General features: G+C 66.4%; 13 protein-coding genes. 2 read left to right on the top strand and 11 right to left on the bottom strand.

Annotated features, from left to right (window positions below; all coding sequences use genetic code 11):
- Positions 1-4 precede the first annotated feature (4 nt).
- From dltC to dltA, 3 genes are read right to left on the bottom strand one after another with little or no spacing between them, the layout of a single operon-like run.
- Positions 5-259: a D-alanine--poly(phosphoribitol) ligase subunit DltC gene (gene dltC / locus HCH03_RS04365; RefSeq protein ID WP_080142949.1), complete on the bottom strand. Its 255-nt coding sequence runs from the start codon at positions 257-259 to the stop codon at positions 5-7.
- A complete protein-coding gene (gene dltB / locus HCH03_RS04370; protein WP_221688518.1) occupies positions 252-1,424 on the bottom strand; it encodes a D-alanyl-lipoteichoic acid biosynthesis protein DltB in 1,173 nt (390 codons plus the stop codon). Before dltB ends, dltC begins: the two co-directional genes overlap by 8 nt.
- Positions 1,425-1,436: 12 nt before the next feature.
- Entirely contained in the window at positions 1,437-2,987 is a 1,551-nt protein-coding gene (gene dltA / locus HCH03_RS04375) for a D-alanine--poly(phosphoribitol) ligase subunit DltA (protein ID WP_221688519.1), read from the bottom strand.
- 232 nt (positions 2,988-3,219) lie between these two features.
- On the opposite strand from dltA, the gene HCH03_RS04380 reads away from it, so the two are divergent.
- Entirely contained in the window at positions 3,220-3,714 is a 495-nt protein-coding gene (locus tag HCH03_RS04380; RefSeq protein WP_221688520.1) for a YaiI/YqxD family protein, read from the top strand.
- A 14-nt stretch (positions 3,715-3,728) separates the two neighbouring features.
- Here the strand turns inward: HCH03_RS04380 and HCH03_RS04385 are convergent, their stop codons facing one another.
- The 3 genes from HCH03_RS04385 to HCH03_RS04395 form a co-directional block, all read right to left on the bottom strand.
- Complete coding sequence (locus HCH03_RS04385; RefSeq protein WP_221688521.1) at positions 3,729-4,058, bottom strand: type II toxin-antitoxin system RelE family toxin; 330 nt, start codon at positions 4,056-4,058, stop codon at positions 3,729-3,731.
- Positions 4,055-4,378 (bottom strand): antitoxin PHD, encoded by a 324-nt coding sequence (locus tag HCH03_RS04390; RefSeq protein ID WP_221688522.1) that lies wholly within the window; start codon positions 4,376-4,378, stop codon positions 4,055-4,057. The genes HCH03_RS04385 and HCH03_RS04390 overlap by 4 nt, the downstream gene beginning before the upstream one ends.
- A 451-nt stretch (positions 4,379-4,829) precedes the next feature.
- A complete protein-coding gene (locus HCH03_RS04395) occupies positions 4,830-6,299 on the bottom strand; it encodes a DUF2130 domain-containing protein (protein WP_221688523.1) in 1,470 nt (489 codons plus the stop codon).
- Positions 6,300-6,595: 296 nt separating this feature from the next.
- Between HCH03_RS04395 and gdhA the strand changes: the two genes are divergently transcribed.
- Positions 6,596-7,927: an NADP-specific glutamate dehydrogenase gene (gdhA, locus tag HCH03_RS04400; RefSeq protein WP_185905429.1), complete on the top strand. Its 1,332-nt coding sequence runs from the start codon at positions 6,596-6,598 to the stop codon at positions 7,925-7,927.
- A 138-nt stretch (positions 7,928-8,065) separates the two neighbouring features.
- Here gdhA and HCH03_RS04405 read toward each other — a convergent pair whose 3' ends face one another.
- From HCH03_RS04405 to HCH03_RS04420, 5 genes are all read right to left on the bottom strand, one after another.
- Entirely contained in the window at positions 8,066-9,400 is a 1,335-nt protein-coding gene (locus HCH03_RS04405) for a diguanylate cyclase domain-containing protein (RefSeq protein WP_368042419.1), read from the bottom strand.
- Positions 9,397-10,449, bottom strand: a complete 1,053-nt coding sequence (locus HCH03_RS04410) for a GGDEF domain-containing protein (protein ID WP_246599647.1) — start codon at positions 10,447-10,449, stop codon at positions 9,397-9,399. Before HCH03_RS04410 ends, HCH03_RS04405 begins: the two co-directional genes overlap by 4 nt.
- The gene (locus tag HCH03_RS16305; protein ID WP_246599649.1) at positions 10,446-10,943 is read right to left on the bottom strand and encodes a hypothetical protein; all 498 of its coding nucleotides are present in this window, start codon (positions 10,941-10,943) and stop codon (positions 10,446-10,448) included. The genes HCH03_RS04410 and HCH03_RS16305 overlap by 4 nt, the downstream gene beginning before the upstream one ends.
- A gap of 154 nt (positions 10,944-11,097) precedes the next feature.
- A complete protein-coding gene (locus HCH03_RS04415) occupies positions 11,098-12,027 on the bottom strand; it encodes an alcohol dehydrogenase (RefSeq protein WP_221688524.1) in 930 nt (309 codons plus the stop codon).
- Between the two features lie 80 nt (positions 12,028-12,107).
- Positions 12,108-12,641, bottom strand: coding sequence for a GNAT family N-acetyltransferase (locus tag HCH03_RS04420; protein ID WP_080142938.1), 534 nt, complete (start codon positions 12,639-12,641; stop codon positions 12,108-12,110).
- Positions 12,642-12,658: the final 17 nt, after the last annotated feature.

A 12,658-nucleotide genomic window follows, 5' to 3' on the forward strand; every position in this document is an offset into this window, starting at 1 on the left:
CCGCCTACAGGCGGATCTCCACCTGGTGGACGATGAGGTTCGCCGTGTTCATCTCGTCGCGCTCCACCTCGGTGGGGGCGATGGACACGCCGAACTCCTCCTCGATGGTCACCAGAAGCTCGATGGCGCCCATCGAGTCCAGAAGGCCCAGCGCGAACAGGTCCTCGTCGCGACGGACGCGCACCTCGTCGTCCTCGCATATATCCTCCAGGATGTCGAGCATCCGCCCCTCGAGCTCCTCGTGCGTGATCTCAGCCATGGAACGCTCCTTTCACGAGCATCGTAACCTGCCCCGAGAACAGGGCGAACCCGAACATCACCAGCTGCAGGGTGACGAACCAGGACGCCGCCCTGAACAGGGGGCTCTTCTTGTGGGCCCGGTAGAACCTCGACTTCTTCTGGAACGCCTCCGTGCCCGCCAGAAGCAGGCCGTGGTACAGGCCGTACAGCAGGTAGTCCGCCGTCAGGCCGTGCCAGGCGCCCATGAGCGCCATGTCGAACACGAAGCCCAAGCACGCCGTGGTCAAGCGGCTTTTGAACCAACGGTGCCGAAGCGCCAGGCGCGAAAGCCGCATGAACACGAAGTCGCGCAGCCAGAACGACAGCGTGATGTTCCACCGGTTCCAGAAGTCCTTGATGTCGACCGACGCGAACGGCGCGCGGAAGTTGCGGGGCGTGCGGATGCCGAAGCAGTAGCTGGCGCCCATGGCCATGAGGCTGTATCCCGCGAAGTCGAAGAACAGGTACAGCCCGTACACGTACGCCGTCTGGACCTGCCCGCCCAGCTCCGCGACGAACGGCCCCGAACCCCACGCTGAGGGCGCGTAGAACCGGTGCAGCCACACGGCCACCACGAAGGTGTAGACGGCGCCCGCAAGCAGCAGGAGAATGCCGCGCGCCAGCAGCCCTGCGTACTCGTCGCGCGGACGCACCGCCTCCGCATCTTCCAGAAAGCGGCGCGAGCGGTCGATGGGTCCGGACGTGAACACCGGGAAGAACAGCAGGAAGTACAGGTAGTCGAAAACGCCCATCTTCCCGACGATGCCGTCGTGCACCTCGAACAGCACCTGCAGAGCCTTGAACGTGACGTAGGAAACGCCCGCGAACCCGAGCAGGTTCTGGTCGAAGACCGCGCCCACCTTGGCGGAAAGGAGCGGAACGAGCACGACGCCGACGGACGCGTAGAAGCGCGCGTTCGACGAGGGCCTGGCCAGAAGCCATCTCGTAGCCAACGTCGCCGCTACCGTGAAGCCCGCCGCCACGGCGAGCCCGGGCAGGTCCTTGCAGAACAGGCACGCCAAAAACGCGGCCGACGCGACCAGGCCGTAGCGCTTGAGCGGCCTTTCGCGCAGGCCGAGGAAGGCCGCGCCCGCAACGGCCGCGGCCAGCAGCATGAAGAAGCTCGGATCGACGTAGAACGACACGGCGCCCCGCCCCTACGCCTCGGCGAGGGCCCTGCGGTCCACCTTGCCGTTGCAGGTGAGCGGCAGCTCGTCGAGCAGCTTCACCGTGCGCGGGACCATATAGGAAGGCACGCGATCGGCAAGACCGCGCTTGATGGCCTGCCGCGCCTCGAACTCGTCGCGCGCGCGGGGCTCGAGCACGACGCACGCCTTCAGGTGCGACACGCGGCCGCGACGCACGACGGGCACGACGGCCGCCTGCTTCACGGAGGGCAGCGCGCCGATGTTCTCTTCGACGTCCTCGAGCTCGATGCGGAACCCGTTCACCTTCACGAGCGTGTCGAAACGGCCTTCGCAGTGCAGCACTCCCGCCGCGTCGAGGCGCCCCGCGTCGCCCGTGCGGTAGGCGCGCACCGGCCGACCGTCGGACAGGCGCGTTTCGAAGAACACCGCGGCGGTCTTCTCGGGATTGCGGAAATAGCCCTTCGCCACCGTGTCGCCCGCTATGACGATCTCGCCCGTTCGGCCCGTCGCGCACGGTTCGCCCGTCTCCCGATCCACGATGCGTATCTCGGTGCCCGGGCGCGGCCGGCCCACCGGAAGCGGGGCGGGATCGGCCAACTCCGTCGCGCCGATCTCGCCGTACGTGACGGCCACCGTCGACTCCGTGGGCCCGTAGGTGTTCGCGATGCGGGCGCGCGGGAAGCGTTGCGCGAGGGCCGCGGCCGTGCCGTGGCGCAGAGCCTCGCCGCAGAACAAGAACAGGCGCACATTGGGCAGAAGGTCCTGGTCGAACGCCTTGTCCGCCAGGCAGAGATCGGCGAAGGACGGCGTGGACACCCACACCTCCACTTTCGACGCGCGCAAATCGGCGAACAGGGCGCGCGCGTCCTCCGCCTTCTCGCGGGGGACGGCGTACAGGCAGCCGCCCGTGGCCAAGGCTCCCGCCACCTCGTACTCGGACAGGTCGAACGAGTACGGCGGCTGGTCGAGGAACACGCAACCGCCGTCCGCGACGACGGGAAACGTGCGCACCCACTCCGCGAAGCGCGCGACGTTGTCGGCGCTCACCTCGATGCCCTTGGGGCGTCCCGTGGAGCCCGACGTGAAGATGACGTACTGGGTCTCCTCGCCCGACACCCAGCACGAGCGGTCGGGCGGGAGCGCGGCAACCGGGCGCCGCGCCTCGACCAGGGCGCGCAGGTCGATCGCGCGCTCCACGGGCACGATCGCGCGCAGCGCGCCGGGCACCTCTTCCGCCGCCAGCAGCAGGGGCTCGCCCAACTGGCCGATTATGTCCGCCAACCGCGCAGCCGGCATCTCCACGTCCACCGGCACGAAGGCATGCCCGCTTTTCAGGCAACCGAGGAAGCCCGCCGCCATGAGCGCCGACTTGTGCCCGAGCACCACCACCGGGTCGCGATCCGCCGTTCGGTCGGCCAAGGTCGCGGCGATGGCGTCCGACAGCTTCCACAGCTCCCCGTACGTCATCGCCGCCCCGTCGCCCGATCGATACGCCGGCGCATCCGGACGATCCAAGGCCCATCGTTCGACCACCGCCAGCAATTCGTTCTCGCCCGCCATGTTTCTCCGCCTGTCTCTTCGAACCTTCGCCCAAGCCTTCCCTGCCGTCTGGGCGGGTTCAAAATAGTCGTAGAATATGTGCGTGCCGTAGCGATCACGAACTACGCACATTTTGATAACCAAGTTGGCGCACAAGCCGCACAAAGCCTCTAGAATTCGCCGCGATGCCGCCCGCGCGCCGTATAATCGAGGGAGCCCCCGCCTTCGAAACCGCACGGAAGGACGATCCGCCATGCCGCCCACCATCTACATCGACGCGGACGCGTGCCCGGTCACCGCCGAGGCGCTCGCCGTCGCGCGCAAGAGCAGGGTTCCCGTGGTCATCGCGGGCAATTCCACGCAGAACCTGGCGCGCCACATCCGGCGCGGCGATCCGCGCGAGCCGGTGGACGGGTTCTGGGCGGACACGCTGGCCGTGGGCGTGGGCGCCGACGCCGCCGACTTCGCCATCGTGCAGGAGCTCGAGCCCGGCGACATCGTGGTCACGCAGGACATCGGCCTGGCCGCCATGGCCCTCGGCCGCGGCGCGCGGGCCATCGGCGTGCGCGGGCGCGTGTACACGCTGGCCACCATCGACCTGGACCTGCACATACGCCACGAGGAGAAGAAGGTGCGCCGCCAGGGAGGCCGGACGCGCGGCCCCGCCGTCTTCGAGGACGACGACCGCGAGCGCTTCGTCGCGAACCTCCAGCGCCTGGTGGACGAGGCGCTGCGGGAGGAGGGGTAGGCACCGGAAGCGCCCTACAGCCCGTGCGACTCCCGCCGCTTCTGGGCTTCGCGGTACACCTCGTTGTCGGAGCGTACTCCGATAACGACGACGCGCATGGAGCGTTCGGTGCGCATCAGCTGGTACACGATCCGAATGCCGTCCGCCTTCAGCTTGATTTTCATGAGACCGCTCAGCTGCGACAGGCGTTTGTTGCCCAAAGGCTTCCCATAGCCTCCTTCGGTGGAAGGCAGCGGGTTCGCCTGAACTTTCGCAAGAGCCTTCGCCACGCGAACGCGCTGCGCTCCGTCAAGACCGCGAAGATCGTCCCGGGCTTCGGGCAGGAAGAGAAGCTCCCACGTCATGCAAGCTCCACGTCGTCGGCATCGGCGACGTCTTCGGGCGCGACGCCCAGCTCCGCGTACACCTGCTCGGCGGAGAGGGAGTCCCCTCCCTGATTGCCCGTCAGGCGAGCGATCGCCTCGGCCATCAGCACCATGTCCGCCTCGACCTCGGACAGATACGCGTACTCGTCTGGCGTGGTGATTATGCGGTACGGGACGTTGTTCTTCAGCACGATAACGGGTGTCGAGCTCGAAGCGGACGAGAACGCCTGCGCGGCTTTGCCGCGGCTGAAAGCCGAAACCGGCACCATGTTGTCCAAAAGCTCAGCGGGAGTTGCCATACGCCTCCTTTCAATCGTGAAAATATACTAGCATATTTTCACGATTTTGTGCATGCTCGTTCCACGCAAGCACCAAGAGAAACGGACGCGTCGCCGAAGACGCGATCCCAAGGATGCGAGCAGGCGAAGGAGCGCGCAGAAAGCCCCGGTGCACGAAAACGCCCTCGAAAGACGCGAAATTCACCGCTCTGAAGCTCTTCGGCCGCTCCAAGCGCGAACCTCGGGCATTCTTTCGGGCTTCCCTTTTCCCTGAGCAGGTCTTTTCTCAAAGAGCTATGGCCGCAGCCGGGGAAATCGCCGCCCTGGAGCTTCACAGCGGTGAATTTCGTGCTTCGAGGTCGTCGTTTGCCGCATCGGGGCGGCAAAGGAAGCCGCCGACGCCGCAACGCGGGTCGGACGGGGCTTTCAATGCTCTGCTCCCGAGCGCTTCGACCCGTCGTGTTCCCCGGCGCTACGACTCATCCTGCGACCGCCCCAATTCCTCGAAGGCGGCTTTCATAGTGGGGTTGTTCCGGGTCAGGCGCTTGATGGTGAGGTCCTGGGCCTTGTTGTTCGCCAGGCGCAGGTTGTTCTCGGAGGACAACAGGGCGTCCTTCGTCTTCTGCAGGTGGGTGATGGTCTTGTCGATCTCGTCGATGGCCGTCTGGAACTTGCGGCTGGCCAAATCGTAGTTGCGCGCGAAGCCGGATTTGAAGGACTCCATCTGCTCTTCGAAGCGGGTGATGTCGATGTTCTGGTTGCGCACGGCCGCGAGCTCGGCCTTGTACGTCATCGAGTTCAGCGCCGCGTTGCGCAGGACGGATATGATGGGTAGGAAGAACTGCGGCCGGACGACGTACATCTTCTCGTAGCGGTACGACACGTCAACGATGCCCTGGTTGTACAGCTCGCTCTCCGGTTCGAGCAGCGTGACCAGCACCGCGTACTCGCAGCCCTTCTTCGTGCGGTCGGCGTCGAGCTTCTTGAAGAAGTCCTCGTTCTTGTGCCGGTGCGTCGACTCGTCGGACTCGTTCTTCATCTCGAACATGACGGACACGATCTCGTTGCCCTCGTCGTCGCACTCGCGGAACACGAAGTCGCCCTTCGAGCCTTCCGAGGCGTCGTTGTCCTTCTCGAAGTAGGCATGGGGGAACGCCGTGGCGCGGATCTTGTTGAACTCGGTCTCGCAGTGCTGTTCGAGCGACTCGCCCACCATCTTGGTGGACAGGCGCGCCTTCATGTCCTTGTAGCGCTCGATCTCGCCGTCCTTGTAGGCGATGATGTCGTCTTTCGCCTTGAGCTCGATGGCCAGCTGCTCTTTGAGGGCGCTCTCGCACTGGCTCTTCTCGGCCTCCTTGAGGGCCACCTGGGCCGCCAGCGCGTCGCGCTCGCGCTCCACGGCCGAGCGCGCCTGCTCCACGGCCAGCTGCTTCTCCGTCTCGAAGGCGCTACCCTGCGCGGCGATGCGCTGCTCGAGCTCGGCGATGCGCGCGTCCTTGGCCGCGGCGGCGTCGGCCAAGGCCCGATCGAGCTCGGCCTGGGCGACGCGCGCCTGGCTTTCGCGCTCGCGCCGCTCCGCTTCGATCCCGGCCTCCAGCTCGGCGATGCGCGCCTCCTTCTGGGACACCGTCTCGGTCAGCGTGCGCTCGAACTCGGCTTGCGCGACGCGCGTCCTGCTCTCCTGCTCGCCGAGGGCGGCCTCCAAACGGGCGGTCAGCTCGGCGATGCGCGCCTCCTTCTCCGTCACGGTTCCCTGGGCCGTCTCCAGGGCCTGGGCGACGGCGAGCTCCACGGCCTGCCGCTTCTCCGTCTCGAGCAGATCCGCATGGCGGCGGATCTCCTTGTCGAACTCGCTGTCGCGCACCTGCTTCACGATGGCGGCGAAGCCGGCCTCGTCGATTTGGAACACCGTTCCGCAATGGGGGCACTTGATGTCGTTCATGCTCGCTGGTCTCCTTCTCCCGTGTCCCCTCGATTCTACCCTATCGCCCCGCGCGCTGGCCCTCCTTTCCAAACGGTTCCCGCCGCTCGCATCTTTTCCGCACACGCCGCAGGGGCCGCTCGAAGCCGAGCATCCGGCGAAGGCGCGACCCTCCTCGGCGCGGCCTCGGCCGCCGCTCCTCCCGACGCCCCCTCCACCGGCCCGTTTGTTTCAAAACGTTTAAATAATCATTACCGCGATGTTTCGCACCCTATAATAAGCCCATGTGCAAATTCCCCGAAGGAGGTCCCACGAAGATGAGTTACGTCGATCGCGTCATCGAACAGGTGAAGGCCAAGGATGCCGACCAGCCCGAGTTCATCCAAGCCGTCACCGAGGTGCTCAAATCCCTCGAGCCCGTCATCGAGTCCAACCCGGCCTACGAGAAGGCGGGGCTGCTCGAGCGCATCGTCGAGCCCGAGCGCGTGGTCATGTTCCGCGTGCCCTGGGTTGACGACGAGGGCAACGTGCACGTCAACCGCGGCTACCGCGTGCAGTTCAACAGCTGCCTCGGGCCCTACAAGGGCGGCCTGCGCCTGCACCCGTCGGTGAACCTGGGCATCATCAAGTTCCTGGGCTTCGAGCAGATCTTCAAGAACAGCCTGACCACCCTGCCCATGGGCGGCGGCAAGGGCGGCTGCGACTTCGATCCCAAGGGCAAGTCCGACATGGAGGTCATGCGCTTCTGCCAGAGCTTCATGACCGAGCTGCAGCGCCACATCGGCGCCGACACCGACGTGCCGGCCGGCGACATCGGCACGGGCGCGCGCGAGGTGGGCTTCATGTTCGGCCAGTACAAGCGCATCAAGAACGTGTGGGAGGGCGTGCTCACCGGCAAGGGGCTTTCCTACGGCGGCTCGCTCGCGCGCACCGAGGCCACGGGCTACGGCCTCATCTACTTCGTGCAGGAGTACCTGACCTGCCACGACGACTCCTTCGAAGGCAAGACCGTGGCCGTGTCCGGCTCCGGCAACGTGGCCATCTACGCTACGGAGAAGGCCCAGCAGCTGGGCGCGAAGGTGGTCACGCTGTCCGACTCCACCGGCTGGATCCACGACCCGGCGGGCATCGACGTGGCCCTGGTGAAGCAGATCAAGGAAGTGGAGCGCGCCCGCATCTCCGAGTACGCCAAGCGCAAGGAGGGCGTGGAGTATCACGAGGGCCGCGGCGTGTGGAGCGTGCCCGTGGACATCGCGCTGCCGTGCGCCACGCAGAACGAGCTGCTCATCGACGACGCGAAGGCGCTCGTCGAGAACGGCGTGAAGATCGTGGCCGAGGGCGCGAACATGCCCACCACGATGGACGCCACCGACTACCTCATGGACAACGGCGTGGTGTTCTGCCCCGGCAAGGCGGCGAACGCCGGCGGCGTGGCCACCTCCGGCCTGGAGATGTCGCAGAACTCCGAGCGCCTCTCCTGGACGTTCGAGGAAGTGGACGAGAAGCTGCAGGGCATCATGAAGAACATCTACCATGCGGCCGACGACGCGGCCAAGGAGTTCGGCCACGAGGGCAACTACGTCATGGGCGCGAACATCGCGGGCTTCAAGAAGCTCGCCGACGCCATGATGGCGCAGGGTATCGTGTAGGTTTCCGCTTCTCGCAACGCGCAGCGGAAAAACAAGCGGCTCCGTCATCGACGGAGCCGCTTTTCATTGCATGGCCGTTGACAACCGCCCGTTCGCCAAGGCGGGAGGAAAAGATCCCGCCGTCGCGCCGCCCGCCCGTCAGCCGCGGCGCTTCCGCTCGAAGCCCTCGGGCCTGTCGCGTTCGAGCAGCGACACCATGCGCTCGACGAGCGCGGCCGGATCGGCGCCGTCCTCGGGATAGCGCACGGCGGCCGAGCGGACCCGGCAGAACACCTTCTTGCCGTCGATGCGCGCCTTCCACAGCAGCGCGAGCTCCAACCCGCGCATGAGATCGCCGAGCGCGCGCTTCTCCACGCGCTCGCGCAGGGCGATGACGAAGCATCCGGCCCCGCTCACCCGCGCGGCGAAGTAGTCGCCCTCGACCACATGGGCGATCTCGTCGCCCACCTCCTGCAGGTAGCGGCGGCGCGCGTCCCAACCCAGCGAGAGCGCGGTGCGCTCGAAGTCGTCGACCATGAGGCAGACCAGCGTCAAAGGCTGCGGCTCCTGGCCCTGCGAAGCCTCTTTGCCCAGCCGCTCCACGAACCCGCCGTAGGTGAGCAGTCCCGTCTCGGGGTCGAGGCGACGCTCCTCCTCGAGCTGGCGGCGCATGCGCCGCAGCCGCGAGGCGGCCACGATAACCCCGATCGCCAACAGGGACAGCGCCGAAAAGCCGACCGCGAGGGCGGCCGTCCAGTTGGAGGGAACCCACCCGTTCGCCGGCATGATGGACAGGGTCCAGAGCGTCGGCATGTTGAAGGACATCTTCACCGCGTTGGAGAAATCGCGCTCGCCCTCGGATGCGGCGATGACGTCCTTGCTGCCGTCCTGCGGGCTGACCGCCCAGAGCTCGTAGCGGTAGCCGGCGTCCTCCAAGGAGGCGAAATCCAACTGCCCGATGACGTAGTCGGCCTTCAAGGCCATCACGGCCTCGCCGTAGTAAGCGCCGTCGATGTCGATCGGCTGCACGAACAAAAACGCGCTCTCCCCGTTCGCGAGCTCGATCGGCCCCTCCACGACGAAACCGTTGGTGACCTTCGCGAGCGTGTAAAGGTAGGAGAACTCGTTGATGCTCCGGCCCACCATGTCGCCGAACGCGTCTTCGGGATACGCGGCGCGCATCGTCTCGCCCTGCACGTAGGCGACGTAGGCCACCTCGTCGCGCGCGAGCAGTTCGGAGGACGCCTTGGCGAGCCAGGCCTCGTCGTCCGGATCGGCCTCCAGCTTCACGGCCAGATCGCCCACCTCGCTCAGGTCGCCCCGCAGCTTCAGCGTCATGGTCTGCTGGTAGAGCGAGAGCACGCTTTCCGCCTCGCTCCGCCGGAAATCGTAGATCCCGCTATGGACGAACATCGCCATCGAGGCCGACAGCACGCACACGACCAGGGAAAGCGCCGCGACGGCAAAAACGGTGCGCGCGCTCGGGCGCCTCACTTCTTCCCGCCGTCCTGGTACACGCCGTACCCGTGCTTCCCGCGCTGCTTGACGCCGTACAGCGCCTGGTCTGCCTGCTCCATGAGCTCGTCGGCCCCCACGCGGTGGTCCCACACCGACACGCCGACGCTGCAGCCCACCGAGAACACCGAATCGCCCGACTGGACGTCGACCTGCAGGCCCGCCGTCAGGTCCTCCAGAACGTCCCGCAGCTCGTTTTCGTCGTCGAAGTCGGTCATGAGCAGCACGAACTCGTCGCCGCCGTACCGGCCCACCAAGCCCTCGTAGCGCCGCTCGTACTCGCGCAGCAGGTACCCGATGCTCTTGAGCGCGATGTCGCCGGTCGCATGGCCGTGCGTGTCGTTGATGGCCTTGAAGTCGTCGAGGTCCACGAAGCACAGCGCGTAGATCTCCTCGTCGTCGGCATTCTCCAGCACGTTCTCCAACCTGCTGGAGAACACGGAGCGCGTGACGGTGCCCGTGAGGCCGTCGGACAGGCCCGACGAGGTCAGCTCGAGGATGTCCTCGATCTCGGCGCCGGCGGGTCGTTCGTCGCTGTACACCTTCTTCTGCAGCTCCTCCACCGACTTCTCGAGCATGCGCGCGGAATTCATCTGATGCAGGAAGTTGCGGTACATGAGCAGGAATCCGCCGGCGAGGATGACGAGGCCGACGACGATCATCGGCAGCAGGTTCGCCATGATCTTCGCGTAGGAGTCCCAGAAGCCGACGACGCACACCGCGTCCCATTTGGTGTCGGCGATGGGCGCCGCGGCGTAATAGCGCACGTCCAGCCCGTCCACGGTCCAGAAGCTCACGGGATTCATCGACAGCAGCTCCGCCTCTATCACGTCGGCCGACATGTCGAACGCGATGTTCTGCCGGATGGGGTCGAGGAAGAAGTCGTCGTACACGTAGCCGCTCGTCGCCGACATGACCTGGCCCTTGCTGCCGATGAGCACCGAGTCGACGTAGGAGTTCGCCAGGCCGTCGTTCAGCATGTCGACGATCTCGTCGAAGTACACGGCCGCGAACAGCGTGCCCGTCATGGCGCCCTGCTCGTCGCGCAGCGGCACGACCACGGTGTAGTTGAGCGTGGAGCCGTCGGCTCCGGCAGCGAAGCTGTCGGTGACGTGCGCTCGCCGGTGGAGTAGACCTGCTGCATGTAGTCGCGGCTGGCCAGGCTGGCGGGCCCCGTGGCGTCCCACACGTCGATGTTCATGTCGACGTAGCAGATCAGGTAGTATCCGAAATGCTCGTTGACCTGGTCGATCATGTTGACCTTGTCCATAATGGGCACGGAGGGGTCGTACAAGGTGGGCTGCTCGGCCAGCGACTCCAGCAAATTGAACGTGCCGGTGATGCGCGACTCGATGCGGGGCTGCGCAGCGGCAAGGGACAAGTCGGCCTCGTGCTTCATGTCGCGCACGGCCATGGCCACCGCCGTGGCGCTGACGACCAGCAGGAACAGCAGGGCGAGGACGACGCCGCACGCGGCCATGCGCCGAAACGAGAACCGTGCCGTTTTTCGAGATGCGCCCATACAGCCCCTAAGCCGCCCCTTCTTGCATATAACATCAATGAAAGCATTATTGTAACATAGACCCCCCCCCCCCCGGTCAGGGCCGATGCGGAAAACGAGCCGACGATGGAGGAAAAAGGGGGAACGTAGGTCGCCGCACGAGGTTGCGCAACCGCTAGGCCGCCTGCAGCACCTTCGCCGACACGACGTTGCTGGGCGAGATGAGGATGGCGCCCACCGAGCCCACGGCCGGGGCGTCCACGTAGAACGTGCCGTCGATGGTCTCGCCCATGACGAACAGGCCCTCGTCCTGCGTCGACACGACGATGTCGATGCCGGCCACCCCTTCGGCGTACTCCTTGTCGGGCGTGACGAGCACGATGAAATCGACTTTGTAGCGCTTGAAGTAGGCTATCTGCTTCTCCAGCACGATGCTGGACGTGGGCGCGCCGATGCTGAACACGCCGAAGCGGTGACCGCCTTTCTTGAGGATGACGCCCTCGCTGTACGCGCCGAGGTTGACGGTGTCGAGCGAGAAGACCGTGGCCCCCTTGTCCTCGTACCCCTCCTTGGCCTCGGCGACGCTGAGCGCCTTCTTCTTGGGAGCGAGCGAGCCGTCGGTCGATCCGGCGACGCCCGAGGAGGTCGCCGCGCCGGCTGCGGGCCCATCCCCGACCGACCCGGCCGCGGCGGCGTCGGCGCCCGCTTCGGATGCGGGTTCGTCGGATGCGGGCTTCCCGTCGTCGGCGCGGGGTTCCTGCGCGGCACCGCTTCCCGTCGCGGCATCGGTCGAGGCGGCATCGTCCTGGAAGTCGACCGCATCCGCGGAACCGCTCGTCCCGGCTGCGTCCGCAGCCTCCTTCGAAGCGCCCTTCGCGGACGGCTTCCCGCCGTCGGCGCTTGCCTCGGCCTCCGCCTCGACGGCGGTGCCGGGGTACACGATGGCCGTGTAGCCGTCCATGCTGCCGAACGTGTCGTCGAGGTTCGAGGCCGCCACGTTCCAGGAATGGCCGGCCAACAGGTACCACCCCAAACCGCACAAGCTCAGGACGATCAGGCCCAAGAACACGACAAGCGCTATTTTCTCGCGAGATTTCACCGACATAGTGCCCATCATTATAGCGTCTCGCGGCGCGCCGGTCGCCGCAACAGGCAACCGACAGAATTTCGACAGCCGCGCCCTTCCTACACGAGCTTCTCGTAGGCGATGCGGTCGGGCGTGGCCTCCCCGGCGTGGGCGATGTAGATGGTGCCGCACTCCGCATAGCCCCGCTTCTCCAGGAGGCGGCGCATGGGCAGGTTGCCGGGGTGCGTGTCGATGCGCACGCTCTCGCATCCCCGCTCGCGCGTCAGGCGCTCGGCGTTCTCCAGCAGAAGGGACGCGGCGCCGCGTCCCTTGCACGCCGCCGACACCGCCACGCGGTGGACCACGCCGTAGCACGGCTCGCCCGAACGCGATTCCGTGAGCCAAGAGCCCCGGTCGATGAGGTCGTAGTCGCGCTCGCCGGCGAAGCCCACCATGGCCGTGGCCACGACGGAGCCGCCCTCGTCGACCACCACGTAGGAGCAGCCGCACGCCATATCCCGCTCGATGGCGTCGCGATGGGGGTAGCCCCCTTGCCATTGGTCGATGCCGAGCGAGGCGAGGGCCCGGCGGCCGTCGGCGAGGATGTCCATGATGCGGTCGATATCCGACGCGCGGGTTAGGCGGAATTGCACGGAGGTGTTCGCTTTCT

The sequence above is a fragment of the Gordonibacter massiliensis (ex Traore et al. 2017) genome (genome assembly GCF_019731765.1).
GTDB classification, from domain to species: Bacteria; Actinomycetota; Coriobacteriia; order Coriobacteriales; family Eggerthellaceae; genus Gordonibacter; species Gordonibacter massiliensis.

Bases quoted from the DNA above. Each gene is read 5' to 3' on its own strand.
- dltC (WP_080142949.1), bottom strand. From the start codon at position 259: ATGGCTGAGATCACGCACGAGGAGCTCGAGGGGCGGATGCTCGACATC.
- dltA (WP_221688519.1), bottom strand. From the start codon at position 2,987: ATGGCGGGCGAGAACGAATTGCTGGCGGTGGTCGAACGATGGGCCTTG.
- HCH03_RS04380 (WP_221688520.1), top strand. From the start codon at position 3,220: ATGCCGCCCACCATCTACATCGACGCGGACGCGTGCCCGGTCACCGCC.
- HCH03_RS04385 (WP_221688521.1), bottom strand. From the start codon at position 4,058: ATGACGTGGGAGCTTCTCTTCCTGCCCGAAGCCCGGGACGATCTTCGC.
- HCH03_RS04390 (WP_221688522.1), bottom strand. From the start codon at position 4,378: ATGGCAACTCCCGCTGAGCTTTTGGACAACATGGTGCCGGTTTCGGCT.
- HCH03_RS04395 (WP_221688523.1), bottom strand. From the start codon at position 6,299: ATGAACGACATCAAGTGCCCCCATTGCGGAACGGTGTTCCAAATCGAC.
- gdhA (WP_185905429.1), top strand. From the start codon at position 6,596: ATGAGTTACGTCGATCGCGTCATCGAACAGGTGAAGGCCAAGGATGCC.
- HCH03_RS04410 (WP_246599647.1), bottom strand. From the start codon at position 10,449: ATGACGGGCACGCTGTTCGCGGCCGTGTACTTCGACGAGATCGTCGAC.
- HCH03_RS16305 (WP_246599649.1), bottom strand. From the start codon at position 10,943: ATGGGCGCATCTCGAAAAACGGCACGGTTCTCGTTTCGGCGCATGGCC.
- HCH03_RS04415 (WP_221688524.1), bottom strand. From the start codon at position 12,027: ATGTCGGTGAAATCTCGCGAGAAAATAGCGCTTGTCGTGTTCTTGGGC.